This window comes from Bradyrhizobium sp. PSBB068 (genome assembly GCA_016839165.1).
GTDB lineage: Bacteria > Pseudomonadota > Alphaproteobacteria > Rhizobiales > Xanthobacteraceae > Bradyrhizobium.
Genome location: CP069300.1, coordinates 1,242,827 through 1,259,749, shown reverse-complemented (window position 1 = coordinate 1,259,749; position 16,923 = coordinate 1,242,827). Strand labels below are relative to the sequence as shown.

Annotated in this window: 16 protein-coding genes and 1 pseudogene; 10 read left to right on the top strand and 7 right to left on the bottom strand. The window is 63.4% G+C overall.

The features are described from left to right. Positions 1–65 precede the first annotated feature (65 nt). Positions 66–1,715, bottom strand: a complete 1,650-nt coding sequence (locus JQ507_05985; GenBank protein QRI71058.1) for a glycosyltransferase family 39 protein — start codon at positions 1,713–1,715, stop codon at positions 66–68. Between the two features lie 722 nt (positions 1,716–2,437). On the opposite strand from JQ507_05985, the gene JQ507_05980 reads away from it, so the two are divergent. The 3 genes and pseudogenes from JQ507_05980 to JQ507_05970 all read left to right on the top strand — a co-directional run bounded on the left by JQ507_05980 (position 2,438) and on the right by JQ507_05970 (position 5,400). Then, positions 2,438–3,109: a response regulator transcription factor gene (locus tag JQ507_05980; GenBank protein ID QRI71057.1), complete on the top strand. Its 672-nt coding sequence runs from the start codon at positions 2,438–2,440 to the stop codon at positions 3,107–3,109. Further along, positions 3,109–3,642: pseudogene (locus JQ507_05975) on the top strand (sensor histidine kinase). The gene JQ507_05980 and the pseudogene JQ507_05975 overlap by 1 nt, the downstream one beginning before the upstream one ends. 231 nt (positions 3,643–3,873) lie before the next feature. Beyond that, positions 3,874–5,400 carry an amidohydrolase family protein gene (locus JQ507_05970; GenBank protein QRI71056.1) on the top strand — a complete coding sequence of 509 codons (1,527 nt, stop codon included), beginning with the start codon at positions 3,874–3,876 and terminating at the stop codon, positions 5,398–5,400. Positions 5,401–5,525: 125 nt separating this feature from the next. On the opposite strand, the gene JQ507_05965 is transcribed toward JQ507_05970, so the two are convergent. Next, positions 5,526–6,263: an enoyl-CoA hydratase/isomerase family protein gene (locus JQ507_05965; GenBank protein ID QRI71055.1), complete on the bottom strand. Its 738-nt coding sequence runs from the start codon at positions 6,261–6,263 to the stop codon at positions 5,526–5,528. Positions 6,264–6,318: 55 nt separating this feature from the next. Further along, a complete protein-coding gene (locus JQ507_05960; protein ID QRI71054.1) occupies positions 6,319–6,849 on the bottom strand; it encodes a cupin domain-containing protein in 531 nt (176 codons plus the stop codon). 140 nt (positions 6,850–6,989) lie between these two features. Between JQ507_05960 and JQ507_05955 the strand changes: the two genes are divergently transcribed. Continuing rightward, the gene (locus tag JQ507_05955) at positions 6,990–7,205 is read left to right on the top strand and encodes a CsbD family protein (GenBank protein QRI71053.1); all 216 of its coding nucleotides are present in this window, start codon (positions 6,990–6,992) and stop codon (positions 7,203–7,205) included. Between the two features lie 67 nt (positions 7,206–7,272). On the opposite strand, the gene JQ507_05950 is transcribed toward JQ507_05955, so the two are convergent. From JQ507_05950 to ggt, 3 genes are read right to left on the bottom strand one after another with little or no spacing between them, the layout of a single operon-like run. Further along, positions 7,273–8,262 (bottom strand): D-2-hydroxyacid dehydrogenase family protein, encoded by a 990-nt coding sequence (locus tag JQ507_05950; GenBank protein ID QRI71052.1) that lies wholly within the window; start codon positions 8,260–8,262, stop codon positions 7,273–7,275. Between the two features lie 28 nt (positions 8,263–8,290). Next, the gene (locus JQ507_05945; protein QRI71051.1) at positions 8,291–8,749 is read right to left on the bottom strand and encodes an FKBP-type peptidyl-prolyl cis-trans isomerase; all 459 of its coding nucleotides are present in this window, start codon (positions 8,747–8,749) and stop codon (positions 8,291–8,293) included. Positions 8,750–8,784: 35 nt separating this feature from the next. Further along, on the bottom strand, positions 8,785–10,371 hold the full coding sequence (gene ggt, locus JQ507_05940) for a gamma-glutamyltransferase (protein ID QRI71050.1): 1,587 nt from the start codon (positions 10,369–10,371) through the stop codon (positions 8,785–8,787). Between the two features lie 171 nt (positions 10,372–10,542). On the opposite strand from ggt, the gene JQ507_05935 reads away from it, so the two are divergent. Together JQ507_05935 and JQ507_05930 are read left to right on the top strand one after the other, a co-directional pair. Then, positions 10,543–11,295: a rhodanese-related sulfurtransferase gene (locus JQ507_05935; GenBank protein QRI71049.1), complete on the top strand. Its 753-nt coding sequence runs from the start codon at positions 10,543–10,545 to the stop codon at positions 11,293–11,295. Then, complete coding sequence (locus JQ507_05930) at positions 11,288–11,503, top strand: SlyX family protein (protein ID QRI71048.1); 216 nt, start codon at positions 11,288–11,290, stop codon at positions 11,501–11,503. Before JQ507_05935 ends, JQ507_05930 begins: the two co-directional genes overlap by 8 nt. A 15-nt stretch (positions 11,504–11,518) precedes the next feature. On the opposite strand, the gene JQ507_05925 is transcribed toward JQ507_05930, so the two are convergent. Continuing rightward, positions 11,519–12,385, bottom strand: coding sequence for a LysR family transcriptional regulator (locus JQ507_05925; GenBank protein QRI73204.1), 867 nt, complete (start codon positions 12,383–12,385; stop codon positions 11,519–11,521). A gap of 416 nt (positions 12,386–12,801) precedes the next feature. Here JQ507_05925 and JQ507_05920 point away from each other — a divergent pair, with 416 nt between their 5' ends. The 4 genes from JQ507_05920 (at position 12,802) to JQ507_05905 (ending at position 16,698) form a co-directional block, all read left to right on the top strand. After that, positions 12,802–13,215, top strand: a complete 414-nt coding sequence (locus tag JQ507_05920; protein ID QRI71047.1) for a pilus assembly protein — start codon at positions 12,802–12,804, stop codon at positions 13,213–13,215. A gap of 1 nt (position 13,216) precedes the next feature. Then, positions 13,217–14,875 carry a hypothetical protein gene (locus JQ507_05915; GenBank protein ID QRI71046.1) on the top strand — a complete coding sequence of 553 codons (1,659 nt, stop codon included), beginning with the start codon at positions 13,217–13,219 and terminating at the stop codon, positions 14,873–14,875. Positions 14,876–15,018: 143 nt separating this feature from the next. Next, positions 15,019–15,258: a hypothetical protein gene (locus tag JQ507_05910; GenBank protein ID QRI73203.1), complete on the top strand. Its 240-nt coding sequence runs from the start codon at positions 15,019–15,021 to the stop codon at positions 15,256–15,258. Between the two features lie 408 nt (positions 15,259–15,666). Next, positions 15,667–16,698: a uroporphyrinogen decarboxylase gene (locus JQ507_05905; GenBank protein ID QRI73202.1), complete on the top strand. Its 1,032-nt coding sequence runs from the start codon at positions 15,667–15,669 to the stop codon at positions 16,696–16,698. Positions 16,699–16,923: the final 225 nt, after the last annotated feature.

Genomic DNA, 16,923 nt, shown 5'->3' with positions numbered 1-16,923 from the left:
CGATCGCAGATCGATCGTCTGCGTCACATCTCGAGGAAAACAGCTTTCGAGGCGCGGAATCCGGCTCAGCGCGCAGCGGCGAATCTGCGCGCGGAGACACGCGCCTTGGCCCTGGCGAACGTCGCTGCGAGGCGTGACGCCGCGCTATCCGGCTCGCGATGCGGCGCCACCATGAATGCAACGAGGCTTCGCCTGGCGCCGGGAATCCCGAACAGGCTCGATTGAACGGAAAATTCGCGTTTGACGTAACCGCCGGCCTCGGCCGCCATTGCCTCGGTCCATTCGATGCAATCGTCTTGATGGTCGAAGCAGAGCGCCGCCCAGCCGCGCTCCGGCGTCACGTGACGAGGCAGTTCCAATGAATATTGGTAGGCGAACGGGTCGCCATAGTATGGGTGATCGGAGCTGTAGAAGGCCACTGCGAGCCCGAGGCTATCGTTGCCTCCGACGATCGACAGAGGGGTCCCCATCTGCTCGTGCCACAGACGGGTGAGTTCGGCTGCCGCCTGGTGATAAAAGCTGCGCCCCTCCTCATAGCCGTGGCTGTTGCGGTAGAGCGCGTGAACCGGAGCCGCCACCACGGCGGCGACGATCGCTATTCCGGCGACGAGGAGCGTGGCATTGACGGTGTAGAAGCGCTCGATCCGACGGCGCGTGCTGCAGACAACGGGCACGGCAACCAGGAACAATCCTTGAAGCGCCCATAACGACGGCAAGTCGGTGCGAAGGAAAACGGACGTAATGAACGGAAGCACGATCGTGCCGATCGCGACATGGCAGATCAGCTTCAGGTTCGGATCCGACGCCGCAAGATCCCGGGCAAGGCGCTTGATTCGATACCCGGCGATCATCACCCAGGTCGCGGCCGACACCCCTACCGCCGCGGCAAGGCCCATCAGGAAATTGACGGCATCCTGCAGAGCCGTCAGGAAATCGGCCCGCACATGTGTCGCTGCGTAGTAGACCGGCTCCGCACCCGTCGTGGCCAACCAGTGGAGATGCGGAAACAGCGCAATCAGTCCGGCGGCGGTCGAGATCCAGGGCGAACCTGAGGTGAAATAGGCACGCCGCGACGGGTGGATCATTGCCGACAGCGCGAAGCTCGCCACCAGAAAGATGGAATAGTACTTGCCCAACATTGCAAGCGCAGCCGTCAGACCTGCGGCAACCGCCCAGAGCGGGGCCCTTGTTTCGAAGGCGCGGAGGAAACAGTAGGTGGCAAGGGGCCAGACAGCGAGCAACACGGCGTTCGCATTGAAGCGCTGAGCATGAAACTGGTATGCCGGGGTCAGCATGAGCAGGAGCAGCACGAGCAGGCGCTTGTGTCCGCTGACAAACCTTCTTGCAATCAAATCGACGAACCACAACGCCAACGCTGCATTCGTCATCGCCATCAACTGTAACGACCAGTCGGTCAGCGGAAACACCGCAGTCCACGCACCGGTCACCCAGCCCATCAAGGGTGGGTGCTTGGGATACCCCCACGCGAAATGCCTGCCATAAGTCCAGGTCTCCAGCACGTCGGGATGCAGGCCCGCGCCGTGATAGGCCACTGCCAGATACACCGTCCAGATGCCGACGAAGCAGGCGAGCAGCAGCGGGACCGACCACCCTGCTTCGACCCCTTCGAGCCACCGATTGAACGGGCGGCGCCAATACGCCGGGCAGCGATCCGACCGCTTGGCCATCGCCGACAAAGCAAAATCTACCGGCATGCAGTCTTCGTTTTCATATCGCGAGCGCCGTGTCGGCGACTTCCATCGACATGCTCTTCACAGCTAGCATTACGGTAGCCTGACGTGGCTCGGCTCATTTCTCCAAGGTGCCGCCGCAAACGCTCGTGGCTGTCATTTGCCGGTAACGTTGATCGATGCCTCTAGCGGAGAAATCCCATCGAGGAGACATCCATGAGACGACTCGCCATCATGATGGTCATGACGCTGATTGGCTTAGGAGCGCTTGGTGCCCGGAGCCGACGCCGATTGCATGGCAAAGGTAGCCACAACAGTCATTGACGCTTCGGCGATCGGCTGCGCATGTGCCGGTGCAGCGGTTGCGGGATTCCGGCCCGCTCCTGCCGATGAGCATACGGCCGCGATGCCAGCCTTGCGCGTCGAGCGCGTCGAAGCGCTGCTGCTCACGCGTACAGGTGACGGACCAAGGCACGAGACGACCTGGCAGCCATCTGAAGTCCAGCGCTGACGAGGAAGCCGAACCGTCGATGGAGCTTCGGCGCCCCCCGACGTGCCTCTCAGGCACCCCCCGTCGGGCGGCGATCTCATCCCTCCCGCCATTCGAGAAAGCTGATGGAATCACCAAGAAAAGACCAATTACGTCAGTGTATTGCGAAGAAATATCGCACTTTCCCGGGCGGACGTAATCTTATTGTAATCTGTCCGTAATGGTAGAAGCCGTGTCTCATGCTTGGGAGAATGCGGTGCGAGTTCTGGTCGTGGAGGATGACCCTCAGCTTGGGCCATGGCTGCGGGATACTCTGGGAACGGCCTTCGGCTCGTCCGATATGGTCACAACCCTCGAGGAAGGCCGAGCGGCGGTCGCTGTCCGCAGTTTCGAACTCGTCGTGATCGACCGCGGCCTGCCGGACGGCGATGGCCTGGCCTTGCTGCGCGACCTGAAGCAACAGAAGCCGAGCCCGGCAACCATCGTGCTGACGGCGCTCGACGATCCCATCGATATTGCGCGCGCCCTCGACGAAGGGGCGGATGATTACGTGGCCAAGCCGTTCGAACCGATCGAGCTGGTTGCGCGCGCAAAGGCCGTGCTCCGGCGTCTCTTTCTGGATCGAGGGGCGATCGTTCGCATCGGCAATCTGAGCTACGACGTCCTCAATCGCGAGGTCTGCGTCGATCACCAGCCGATTGTCGTCCCGCGACGTGAATTGGCGATTCTGGAAGCAATGGTTCGGCGAATAGGGCGCGTCGTCCTGCGGGAGACGCTTGAAGTTGCGGCTTATGATTTTGACGATGAAATACAGTCAAACGCGATCGAGGCGCATGTTTCGCGGCTGCGCCGACGCCTGCGCGCGGCCAACTGCAGGATCGTCATCAAACCAGTCCGCGGCCTCGGATATCTGTTGAGTGGCGAATGATGACTTTCAAGTGGCAAACGCTCAAGCGCATCCATCGCTCGATTGCGGTGCTGTCGGCGACGCTCATCGGTGCGGTGACGACCATCATGCTGATCTGCGCAGCCGCTCTGCTCATCCGGTTCGGCGGTGACGATGACGGCACCTGGGCGGCGGCCGACGTCGCCGATGCATTGAAGGAAGCCGTCATACGCAACGAGGCCGGGCAGCTGGCCCTCAAGCCGACGTCGAGGCTGGACGAGATCACCCGCAATTTCCCGACATTCTGGTACGTGGTGTCCGACAAGAGCGGTGAGGTCAGCTACGGCCCGGTGCCAAAGTGGCGTCCACCGAAGACTCAGGCGTCTCGTGACGGGACGAGTTTCCTCGCCTACGCGTTCGATGGCGAAACCACGAAGCTGAAGAAGATGGCCGCGGTCAGAAATACGCCTGCGGGTGAGGTGTGGATCGAAACCGGCGGCGTGGCCTATACGGCAAGCCAACTGACGACCGGAATGCTCACCGACGCGACGATCGTTGCGCTTCCCATCATCATGCATCATAACCGCCTCCCCGTCTCATTGCGTCCGGACTCTTTGACGATCCGGTACGACCGAGCATAACAGCGCACACGACTTGATGCGCGACGCCGCTGGTTCACGATCGCAAATGCGACGCACGATTTTGTGAACGCTGATAGCGGCAATCGGCACGGACGATCGACGCACTTGGTCCTAGTCTCCGGCGCGGTCCGACCGGAAAAATCCGGCGAGAAGCGGGAGCAAAGAATGAGCAGCAATCTCACCGACGAAGAACTTGCCGCCTTGATGCCCTCCGAACTGTGCCAATACCAGACCCCGATCCCGACCCAGATCGTCGCCAGCAACGAGTTCTATCCCGACCCGCAGAACGAGCGACAGCGCCAGGTCGAGTCGCGGTTGCTGGCGATGGCTGACGATCTCGGCGGCAAGCAAGGTCTCGACCGCCGCAAATTCTTCCAGACCGCGGCCGGCATGGCCGCCTCCTTTGTCGCGATGAACCAGGTCTACGGCGAGCTGTTCGACGTGACGCCGGCAGAAGCCGCGACACCCGCGATGGCGCAGGAGCGCGCCAACGGGTTGAAGGACCAGTTCATCATGGACATGCACACGCATTTCCTGCGCGACGACACCCGCATCATGGGCTTCGTTGAAATGCGCAAGTCGGTCGGCAAGGCCGGCTGGAACAAGGAGCTCAACGATCACGAGCAAACCATCGAGGATCTCAAGTTCAACAACTACAAGAAGGAGATGTTTCTCGATTCCGACACCAAGATCGCGCTGATCTCCTCGGCGCCGTCGGATATCGAGCAGGACTGGTTCCTGACCAACGAGCAGATGGCCGACGCGCGCAAGAAGATCAACGACGAGGCCGGCTCGCGGCGCGTGTTCTGTCACGCGATCTTCACGCCGGGGCAACCCGGCTGGCTCGACAAGCTCGATGCGGCGCTGGCCTTGAAGCCGGAATCCTGCAAGGGCTACACGATCGGCGACAACACCCACAAGGAGATCAGCCGCTATCCCTGGCGGCTCGACGATGAGAAGGTCGCCTACAAGGGCTACGAGAAGATGGTGAAGGCGGGCATCAAGAATGTCTGCGTCCACAAGGGACTGTTCCCGCCCGGGATCGAGAAGCAATATCCGAACCTGCGCGGCTTCGCCGACGTTGCCGATGTCGGCCAGGCGGCCAAGGACTGGCCGCAGCTCAATTTCGTGATCTATCACTCGGCCTATCGCCATGTCGGCGGCGATCCGCGGGTCGCGCTCGCCGAGTTCGAGCGCACCGGCCGGATCGCATGGACCTCCGATCTCGCCGACATCCCGGCGCAGTATGGCGTCAACAATGTCTATGGCGATGTCGGGCAGTTGTTCGCGACCACGCTGGTCGCCGAGCCCAATGTCTGCGCTGCGCTGATGGGCACCCTGATCAAGGGGCTCGGCGCCGATCATGTCGTCTGGGGCACGGATGCGCTGTGGACCGGCGCGCCGCAATGGCAGATCGAGGGCCTGCGGCGGCTCGAGATCCCCGAAATGATGCAGAAGAAGTTCGGATATGCGCCGCTCGGTCCTGCCGACGGGCCGGTGAAGACCGCCATCTTCGGCGACAACAACGCCCGGCTCTACAACATCCAGCCGAAGCGCGCGATGCTCGACCTCAAGGGCGACCGCTTCGCGATGATGAAGGCCCAGTATGAGAAGGCCGGCCCCGAGCCGTCGAACACACGCTACGGCTATGTGGTGCCGAACGGGGTGATCGACCACCGGGTGTTTGTGTAGCCCATCGTCACGTCATTCCGGGGCGACGCGCAGCGTCGAGCCCGGAATCCATTTGGCCACGTATCGTTTGGCGGGATGGATTCCGGGCTCTCGCTTCGCGAGCCCCGAGGAGAGAGCGCGCTGATCTACTTCCCCGTGAACCTCGGCTTCCGCTTCTCGCTGAATGCCTTGACACCTTCCTTGAGATCGTCGCTGTCGCGCACTTCGTCGAGCAGCCGCCGCACGTCGGCGACGGTCTCCAGCGGCCCCTTCGGCATGGCTTCACGAGCGAGCTTCTTCAACGCGCGGACCACGAGCGGCGCGTTGCCGGCGATCTTCGCGGCCATCTGCCGCGCCATCGCGACATGCTGACCTTTCGGAGCGACCTTGTTGACGAAGCCGATCTGGAAGGCGCGCTCCGCCGACATTTCCTCGCCGACCAGGAGGAATTCCATGGCGATCTTGTGCGGCATCCGCGCCATCACCGACGAGACGCCACCAGCCGTGGTGCCGATCTTGCCCTCTGGATAAATGAAGCGCGTCGTCTCGGACGCCACGCATAGATCGGCCATCTGGACCAGCACGAAGGCCCCGCCGACGACCCAGCCTGAGGTCGCCGCGATGACCGGCTTGTCCAGCTCGATGCCGAGGCCAGGAACCGCGTGCCACATGTTGGCGGGAAGATCGGCCACATCGGCGCCGACCGAGAAATACGTCTCCTCCGCGGAAGCCAGCACCGCGACGCGATCGTCGCTGTCGCGGAAGCGCAGCCAGGCGTCACGCAACTCGCTGCACAGCGCGTTGTTCAGCGCATTGTGCTTTTCGCTGCGAGCCATCGTGATGGTGGCGACGTAATCCGCGCTCTCGTAATGGACGAGCGTCATGCTGGCCTCCCTGATCTTGCTGTTATTATCGTTCGCCTCGGGCCGCGCCGCGACGTTATTTTTTCTCGTCGGGATGCCGGTGCACCGGATCGACCCACAGCACGTTCTCCGGCTTCTCGACCGGCTCAATGTCGAGATTGATCGCAACTGCCTCGCCGTCGGAGCGCACCAGCACGCATTCCAGCACCTCGTCCGGACTGGCGTTGATCTCCTGGTGCGGCACGTAGGGCGGCACGAAGATGAAATCGCCGGGACCGGCTTCGGCGGTGAACTGCAGCTTCTCGCCCCAGCGCATCCGCGCCTTGCCCTTCACGACATAGATGATGCTTTCGAGATGGCCGTGATGATGCGCACCGGTCTTGGCATCCGGCTTGATGCTGACGGTCCCTGCCCACAATTTCTGTGCACCGACGCGGGCGAAATTGATGGCGGCCTTGCGGTCCATACCGGCGGTCGACGGCACGTTCGGGTCGAGCTGGTTGCCGGGGATCACGCGGACGCCGTCATGCTTCCAGCGCTCGTCGTCGTGATGGTGGTGATCATGGGAGTGATCGTGGGAATGGGTGTGATCGTGGGAACCGGTCATCGTTCTTGCTTTCGGTGCTCAAGTTTTCGTGCGTGGAACGCTACCCAAAAGCAGGCGCGCAGGCGAGCAGAAAATGGGAACGTTCCGGCGCCGCCGCGCGTTGCCTGCTCGAAGCTTCCATACAGTCAGAGGAGAGACCGATGAGCAGCACCACCGACAAGATCAAGGGTACCGCCAACGAGGCGATAGGCAAGGTCAAGCAGAAGATCGGCGAAGCCACTGGAGACCGAAAAATGCAGGGTGAAGGCGCGCTGCAGGAGGCGAAGGGCAGGGGCCAAAAGGTGCTGGGCGACGCCAAGGATCTTGCCAGGGATGCAGTCGACAAGGCGACCGGCGCGGCGGGCCGCAAGCCTTGATCTCTTGCGCGATCGAGTACCGAGCGGACCGGCCCATTCGGCCGGTCTTTTTCGTGCCGCTTATTGATTAGCTGCGCGGACGCGCATGCGTTAGCACATCGGGATTGACCACGTTGGTCGGCGCGCCGGCCGCATAGGCCACGATCTGGTCGAAGATATCGGTGAACTGAATCTCGTATTCGTCGCGCGAGACGTAGCCGAGATGCGGCGTGCAAACCACATTGTCCATGTTGAGCAAGGGGTCCGACGTGTCACGCAGCGGCTCCTTCTCATAGACGTCGATCGCGGCCATGCCGGGCCGGCCGGCGCGCAGCGCATTGACCAGCGCACCCGGTTCGATCAGCGGCGCGCGGCTGGTGTTGACGATCAGCGCGGTCTGTTTCATCCGCGCGAGATCGTCCGCCTTGACGATGCCGCGCGTCGCGTCGACCAGCCGCATGTGCAGCGACAGCACGTCGCAGCGGGTGAAGAAATCCGCCTTGCTGGCCGCGGTCTCATAGCCGTCGGCGCGCGCCTTCGCCAGCGCGGCCTCGCGCGCCCAGACCAGCACGTTCATGCCGAACGCCTTGCCGTAGCCCGCGACCACCGCGCCGATGCGGCCGTAGCCATAGATGCCGAGCGTCTTGCCGCGCAGGGTATGGCCGACACCGATCTGCCACTTGCCTGCCTTCAGCGCCGCCATTTGCTGCGGGATCGCGCGCATCGCGGCGAGGATCAGGCCCCAGGTGAATTCAGCAGTCGCGTAGGACGGCGTATCGGCATGCTGGCTCGACGACACGATGATGCCGAGCCGCGTGCAGGTATCGATATCGATATGCGGATAGACGCTGCGCTGGCTGATCAGCCTCAGCTTCGGCAGCCTTTCGAGCAGCGGCGTGCGGATCTGGGTGCGCTCGCGGATCAGCACGAGTGCGTCGGTGTCGCGCAGCCGCTCGGCGAGCGCATCGACGTCCTGGACATGGTCGTTCCAGATCGTGACGTCGTAGCCGTCGAGCTTGTGGAAGCAATCGAGGGTGCGCAGCGTGTCGAAATAATCATCGAGGATCGAGATCTTCATCGCTGCGCCTCCTCTTCCCGGGTACCGCCTATTTCACGCCCAGCAGTTCGACGTCGAACATCAGCGTGGCATTCGGCGGGATCACGCCGCCGGCGCCGCGTGCACCATAGCCGAGATCCGGCGGGATGATCAGCGTGCGCTTGCCGCCGACCTTCATGGTGGCGACGCCCTCGTCCCAGCCCTTGATCACGCGCCCCTGGCCGATCGGAAACTCGAACGGTTCGTTGCGGTCGACCGAGGAGTCGAACTTCTTGCCCTTCTGGCCGTTCTCGTAGAGCCAGCCGGTGTAGTGCATGACGCAGGTCTGGCCGGGCTTCGGCGAGGCGCCGGTGCCGACCTTGCTGTCGATGATCTGAAGGCCTGAAGCTGTGGTCATGGGTTTCCCTGCAGTTTGGGCCATTGCCGGTCCACCGGCAACGGACGTGGAGACTGCCGCCGCAAGGCCGGCGAACGCAGTCTTGATGATCGTGCGTCGTGAAGATTGCATCCGGGACGTCCTTCCTTGATTGATATCGATCGCGATCAATAGCCGAGTGCGCAGCCGTCCTTGCGCGGATCGGAGCCGCCGGTCAGCGTGCCCTTGTCCCAATCGATCCAGATCCCCTGCCCGCCGCCGAGCGGCCCGACCACGCTGGTGGTCTTGTGGCCGATCTTCTTCAGGCCTTCGACGATCTCCGCCGGCACGCTGTCCTCGAGCTGATAGACGCCCTCGTAATGCAGGCCGCGCGGCATGTCGATCGCTTCCTGGATGTCGCAGCCATAGTCGAGCATGTTGGTCAACACATGGGTCTGGCCGACCGGCTGATACTGCCCGCCCATCACGCCGTACGGCATCACGGCGCGGCCGTTCCTGGTGGCCAGCGCCGGGATGATGGTGTGCAGCGGACGCTTGCCCGGCGCGATACAGTTCGGATGGCCGGGCTGGATGCGGAAGCCGCCGGCGCGGTTCTGCAGCAGGATGCCGGTCTTGTTGGTGACGATCGCCGAGCCGAACGAATGCGCGATCGAGTTGATGAAGGAGCAGACGTTGCGATCCTTGTCGACCACCGTGATGTAGACGGTCGACGGATTCATCGGCGGCGCGACGTTCGGCAGCTCGAGCAGCCGGTCCATCCGGATGTTCCTGATGTGCTCGTCGGCGAATTCCTTCGACAGGATACCGGCGACATCGACATGCGCGTGCTGCGGGTCGCCGATATACTGCTCGCGCATCATGTAGGCGATGCGTGCGGCCTCCGCCTCGAGGTGGAAGCGCTCGATGCTGAGCGGCTTGAACTGTGTCAGATCGAAGCGCGACAGGATGTTGAGCATCACCAGCATGGTGATGCCCGGGCCGTTCGGCGGGCACTGCCAGACGTCGTAGCCCTTGTACATCGTGCCGATCGGCGAGGTCGTCTCGGTCGAGTGCGCGGCAAAGTCCTCCAACGTATGCAGGCCGCCGATGCCGCGCAGCGTGTCGACCATGTCGGCGGCGATCTCGCCGCTGTAGAACGCGTCGCGGCCATTCTGCGCGATCGCGCGCAGCGTCTTGCCGAGCTCGGGCTGGCGGATCACGTCGCCGGCCACCGCCGGCTTGCCGTGCGGCAGCAGATAGCGCTCGGTGTTGGTGCCGTTCTTCAGCTTCTCGAAGCCGTTCTTCCAGTCGAACGCGATGCGCGGAGCGACGACATAGCCTTCTTCGGCGGCCTTGATCGCGGGCTGCAGCAGCCGGTCGAAGCCGAACCTGCCGTGATCCCTCAGGATCACATCCCAGGCGTCGATCGAGCCGGGAATGCTGACGGCATGCGCCGAGGTCAGCGGCACCGAATGGATCTTGCGTTCGAGGTACCAGTCGGCGGTCGCCGCCATCGGCGCCCGGCCGCTGCCATTGTAGGCCGTGATCTTGCCCTCGCCCTTCGGCTGGATCAGCGCAAAGCAGTCGCCGCCGATGCCGGTCGATTGCGGTTCGATGACGCCGAGCAGCGCGCAGGCGGCGACCGCAGCGTCAGCGGCCGTGCCGCCCTCGCGCATCACCTCGATCGCCGCAAGCGCCGCCTGCGGGTGCGATGTTGCGACCATCGCGTTCTGAGCATGGACCGTGGAGCGGCCGGCGAAGTGGAAATTCCTCATAACGGAGAGCTCGCTTGATCGTGATGGTCTGATACTGCTGCGGCGGATGGGTGCGAGTACATGGCACATTCATCCCGGGCAGGGCAATGCCTGGCATGCCAGAGGGATTATCCCGATAATGCATGGCTTTGCGGGGTTTCGCCGACACTGCCCGCCTGATAAACCCCGGCCATGCCCCTCAAGGTCGCCGCCTTCTACCAATTCGCCGCGCTGCCCGACTTCCGCGCCTTGCGCGAGCCGCTGCGTGCGCTCTGCGCGGAGCTCGAGCTCAAGGGCAGCGTGCTGCTCGCGCACGAGGGCATCAACGGCACCGTCGCCGGCAGCGACGAGGGCATCGACGGCTTCGTCGCCGAGCTCGCACACGGGCCGCTGTTCGGCGGCCGTCTCGACAATCTCGAGCTGAAATTCTCCGAAGCCGCGCAAATGCCGTTCCAGCGGCTCAAGGTGCGGTTGAAGAAGGAGATCGTCACGCTCGGCGACACCACCGTCGATCCGACGCGGCAGGTCGGCACTTATGTCGACGCCGGCGACTGGAACGAGCTGATCGCCTCGCCCGACATCCTAGTGCTCGATACCCGCAACGCGTTCGAGGTGGCGATGGGCAGCTTCGAAGGCGCGGTCGATCCCAGGATCGCGAGCTTTGGACAATTCAAGGAGTTTGCCGCCCGGCACCTCGATCCCGCGAAGCACCGCAGGATTGCAATGTTCTGCACCGGGGGGATCCGTTGCGAGAAGGCCAGCGCCTATCTGCTCGCGCAGGGCTTCAACGAGGTCTATCACCTCAAGGGCGGCATCCTGAAGTATCTCGAGGAAACACCGCAGCAGGACAGCCGCTGGCGCGGCGACTGCTTTGTGTTCGACGAGCGCGTCGCGCTCGGCCACGGGCTGCGCGAGCGGGGACGCGGGGACGCCACGCATGAATGACACGGCAAGACTGAGCGAACGGATCGATGCGCTGGAGGTTCGCCTGACCTATCAGGACGAAACCATCGAGACGCTGAACCAGACGATCACGGCGCAATGGAAGCAGATCGACGCGCTGACGCGCCAGCTCGCTGAGCTGCGCGACCGGCTTCAGGAGGCCGAACGCCAAGCGCCCGGGCCGACCAACGAGCGCCCACCGCATTATTGATCGGCGGGCACCGGACTACATGTTGCTCACCTGACGCATCGGCTTCGCGCCGCTGAAGAACAGGCTGGACAACCGCTGCACCATCGCCGTCGCGCGGCTGCCCTCGAGGCCCGGGCGAACGCACAGCAGTCGCTTCTGCATCGGGAGCTCCGGAAGATAATAGTCCTTCGCCGAAATCAGCGCGGAGGGGATCATCCGCTCGGGGCACGCCGTCAGGCCGTATCCGGCCCGTGCGGCTTCCAGTCGCAGTTGGTGGTTCGGGCTTCTGAACACGATCTTGTACGAGATGTTGTGCTTGGTGAGCGTCCGGATCATCCAGTCGTCACCCGGCCACGCCAGGATCGGGATCGGGGCACCCGGCCGCAGGACAAAATCGCGTGATCGTACCCACACCGAGCGCTCGTCGGCCTCGGCAGCGATCGTCACCTCGTCCTCGTTTTCAAGCGATGGGTTGCTGTAGACGAAGGCGATGTCGATGTAGCCGTCCATCAATCCCCTGATGACGATCGGCGACATGTCGGCGTGAACCAGCACGTCGGCGAGCGCGTCGGCGGGATGCAGCTTGAGGAATTCCTCGGCGAGCATCGTGCTCATGCCCAGCCGCAACGGCTGCGGTCCTTCGTGATTGCCGCCGAGCCGAAGCAGCTGATCATTCGCTTCGAGGATGCGCCTGGCCTGCTGCACGGCAACCTTGCCAAGCTCGGTCGTCGTGGTGCCGTTTGCCGTTCTGACAAACAGTGCGCCACCGACCAGGCTCTGCAGTCGCTTCACCTGCGAACTGATCGCCGGCTGGCTCAGGCCGAGTCGTTCCCCGGCCTTCGATAGACTTCCCGTCTCTGCAATTGCAACGACGGTGCGAACGATCTCTGTCGGAATATTCAAATGCTGACGTGGTCTGTGCATCGCGAGCCCTCCAATCTCAGCACGGGACGCAACTACGTTCTCCAGTATGTGATTCAGCTATACTAACATTTGGTTGCACTTTCGTTTAGCTTCAATTTGTTGCATCGCCGCTTTGATCGTACGTCATATGTATTGTTACGTGCATTGCCACGTAGTGCTACGGTATCCGACGGCTGCATCCGCACGCGCATGCAGCACATCGACACCATCAGACCCCGGATTTCTGCGGGTATGGCATCAAAGATTCTGATCGCCCCATAACGCATCGCGCACCCGATAAATTCGAGCGCTGCCATTGATCTGAATTGACGTCACTGATTCGCGGAAGCGTTTTCATAGTTTTCCTTAATCAAAGCCTCGCAACGTGGCGCCGTCGTTCGCGTTTGAGGTGTGCCATGACCAGGTTCTTTCGCTGTCGAAGCGGCGCTTCTGCTGTCGAATTTGCGCTGATGCTGCCGCTGTTCCTCGCCTTCATTTTCGGCATCATTGTATTCGGTTCCTATCTCGCGATGGTGCATGGCGTTCAGCAGCTCGCCGCCGAAGCGGCGCGGTCGTCCATCGCAGGCATGACCGACACCGAACGCAACAGCCTCGCGACCAATTACGTCACCGCGAACGTATCGACCTATCCGCTGCTCGTTGCCAGCAATCTCACCGTCAATGCCGCGCCGTCGCCGTCGAACGCGAACGTCTACATCGTGACGCTCAACTACAACGCGGCCGGCAACTTCATCTACAAGCTGCCCTTCGTGCCGGCGCCCGCGAGCACCATCGTACGCTCCGCGGCGATTCAGTATGGAGGGTTCTAGGATGAGCGGCATCCTCATGCTGATGCGGCGCTTCGGCGCCGACGAGCGGGGAAATTTCGCGATGATCAGCGCCGGCCTGATGACGCTCATGATCGGGTGCGCCGGGCTTGCGATCGATCTCGGCACGATCTTCGCCGATCGGCGCAAGACCCAGAGCACCGCCGACCTCGCCGCGATCGTCGCCGCCGCCAATCTGAGCAACCCGGTCAACGCCGCCACCGCGACGGTGACGCAGAACAACTATCCGGCCAGCGCGCTGGTCAAGGTCGAGACCGGGACCTACACCGCAAACAGCGCGATCGCGCCGCAAGCCCGTTTCGTGACCCCGGCGGTCGCGATTCCGAACGCCGCGCGCGTCACCCTGACGACTAAGACCCCGCTCTACTTCGCGCGCTACCTGACCGGCGCGAGCTATTTCAACATCACGACGACCGCCACCGCGACCTCGACCGAAATGGCGACGTTCGCGATCGGCTCGCGGCTGCTCTCGGTCAACGGCGGCGCACTCAATGCGCTGCTCGGCGCGATGCTCGGCACCACGCTGTCGCTCTCGGTGATGGACTATAATGCGCTGATCAGCGCCAAGATCGACGCGCTCGACTTCCTGTCGGCCCTGGCGACCCGGGTCAACCTGACCGCCGGCACCTACAACGACCTCCTGAACAGCAACGTCAAGGTCGGCGACATAATCGCAGCCGCGCTGACCACGCAGCAGATCACCAATGGCGCCAACGCCGCGACCACCGCGCTGTCGACGATCTCCCAGGCCGTCACCGGCTCATCGACCAAGATTTCGCCTGGCACCCTGATCGACCTCGGTCCGTTCGCCAATCTCACGATCGGGCAGAAACCGAAGGTCGGCGCCAGCGTTTCGGTGTTCGACCTCATCAACACGGTGGCGCAGATCGCCAACGGCAGCAACCAGATCGCGACCTCGGTCAATCTCGGCCTGCCCGGCCTCGCCAACGTCTCCGTGGTCGTAACGATCGGCGAGCGACCCGTTGGTTCCAGCTGGATCGCAATGGGCACCCAGGGCGTCAGCGTCCACACCGCGCAGACCAGGATCCTTGCGACGATCAACGTGCTCGGCTCCGGCAGCATCGCGTCGATCAATCTGCCGGTCTATGTCGAGGTCGCCTCGGGGACCGCGACGCTCAATGCGGTGTCGTGCGGCCATCCGAACATCAACACCTCGCAGGTCACCATCGGCGTGACCCCGGGAATCGTCGATGCCTGGATCGGCAACGTGACGATGGCCGACATGACCAACTTCACGACCAAGCCCAATCCACCGCCGGCGACGCTGGTCACTGTGCTGGGGATCCCGATCACTGGCCTGGCCCATGCCGGCATGGGCAACACCACGCCGACCAATGTCAATTTCAGCTACAGCGACATCCAGGCAGGGACCAAGAAGACCGTGACGACGACCAACTTCCTGACTTCGCTCACGTCAAGTCTGCTCGGCGACCTCACGCTCAACATCGGCGGCATTCCGCTCCCGGGATTGGGCGCGCTGGTCACCGGCATCCTGAGCGCCGTGACAAGTCCGATCGACCAGGTGCTGGCGTCGCTGCTCTCGACGCTCGGCATCGGGCTCGGCCAGGTCGACGTCTGGGTGCTGGGCATCCGCTGCGACGGCGCGGTGCTGGTGAACTGACGCGCGATGAGACCAGGTTGAATCGTCATCGCGCTTTGGATTCTCGTTTGGGGAACGGTCGCGACCGGGCATCACCGGGGTAGGAGACTGCCTTGAGTACAACAATAAGAAGATACAAGACCGACAGCCAGCGAATCGCCCTGATGAAGCGCGGCACGATCTTCTTCCGCAACACCAGCGTCGAATGCCTTGTGCTCAACATCTCGACCGGAGGGGCGGGGCTCGCAGTGGAAAGCGACGCCGCACTCCCGTTCGCGTTCGACCTCGAGATCGAGAGCGAGCCGATCCGGCGGCACTGCATTCTGGTCTGGCGGCTCGAGCGCCGGCTCGGCGTGACCTTCGAGTTCGACCGGATGCAGCGCCCCGGAAGCGGCCCCCTGTAAGTTGATTCCGGCATGCGGCGGCTTCGCTGAGCGGAACCGGCCGCACGGGTTTCACGCGGGCAGCATCAGCCACAGCATCACAGCAATTGCGGCCGCGACGATCGCAGGCCGGACCATGGGCGCGCTTCGCGCGTCCGCCGCCGGGCCGATCGTTCCCCGCGCGGACGAACTCATTTCGCATCGTGGTTAGCAATCGCTGCGATATAACAGCTAATTGTCGCAATTGCCGTCGCGCTTCGACGGCGCGGCCTGCGTGGCGCCGACCGGATCGGACGCCGGGAAGGTCGGCCCTGCTTCAGCCGGGAGTGCGCCGGGGGTTCCAGAACCGCCTTGGCCCGCTGCACCGCAGCGTGTATCAGGGGCCAGAATTTGACCGAGATCAGGAATTTTCGCGTGCCCCAGGATCCCATCAAGAAGCCGCTCATCGACCTCCTGTCGGGCCACCGGCAAGCCAGGCCACCGCTCTGGATGATGCGGCAGGCCGGCCGCTATTTGCCGGAGTACCGCGAGCTGCGCGCCAAGGCCGGCGGCTTCCTCGATCTCTGCTTCACGCCCGAATTCGCCACCGAGGTCACGCTGCAGCCGATCCGCAGGTTCAACTTCGACGCCGCGATCATCTTCTCCGACATCCTGGTGATCCCCCACGCGCTCGGCCGTTCGGTGCGCTTCGAGGCCGGCGAAGGCCCCCGGCTCGATCCCTTGGCGACGCCCGGCGAGATCGCGACGCTCGCAACGCAGGCCAATTTCGACACGCTCGAGCCGGTCTTCGAGGCCCTGCGCCGTGTCCGGCGCGAGCTTGAGCCCCACATCACGCTGATCGGCTTCTGCGGCGCGCCATGGACGGTTGCGACCTACATGGTGGCCGGTCAGGGCACGCCGGACCAGGCTCCGGCGCGGATGCTCGCCTATCGTCATCCGGACGCGTTTGCGGAGATCATCGACGTGCTGGTCGAGAACTCGATCCACTATCTTGTCGGCCAGCTCAAAGCCGGCGCCGGTTGCCTGCAGATCTTCGACACCTGGGCCGGCGTGCTGCCGCCGCGCGAATTCGCGCGCTGGTCGATCGAGCCGACCCGGCGCATCGTCGCCGGGGTGCGCAAGCAGGTCCCCGATGCCAGGATCATCGGCTTTCCGCGCGGCGCGGCGGGCATGCTGCCAGCCTATGTCGAGCAAACCGGGGTCGATGCCGTTTCGATCGACTGGGCAGCCGAACCGTCGATGATCCGCGAGCGGGTGCAGAGCCGCGTCGCCATCCAGGGCAACCTCGATCCGCTGGCGCTGATCGCCGGCGGCGCCACGCTCGACCGCGCGGTGGACGATGTACTGGAGAATTTCGGCCAGGGCCGGCTGATCTTCAACCTCGGCCACGGCATCCTGCAGGAGACGCCGATCGCCCATGTCGAGCAGATGGTCGCACGGGTACGCGCGTATAAGGGGTGAGTTTCCGGTAGCCCGGATGGAGCGCAGCGAAATCCATCCGATCTTGCTGCTTGTCTCACACTTTCCGTCATTCCGGGGCATCGCGAAGCGATGAGCCCGGAATCCATGTCTCCGCCAGTTATGCGGCCCGATGGATTCCGGGTTCTCGCCTCGCGAGCCCCGGAATACGAAGAGGATGCGGATAGAGCGGCAGCGTAATCCGGGTTCTTGCCACACGGAACGGAC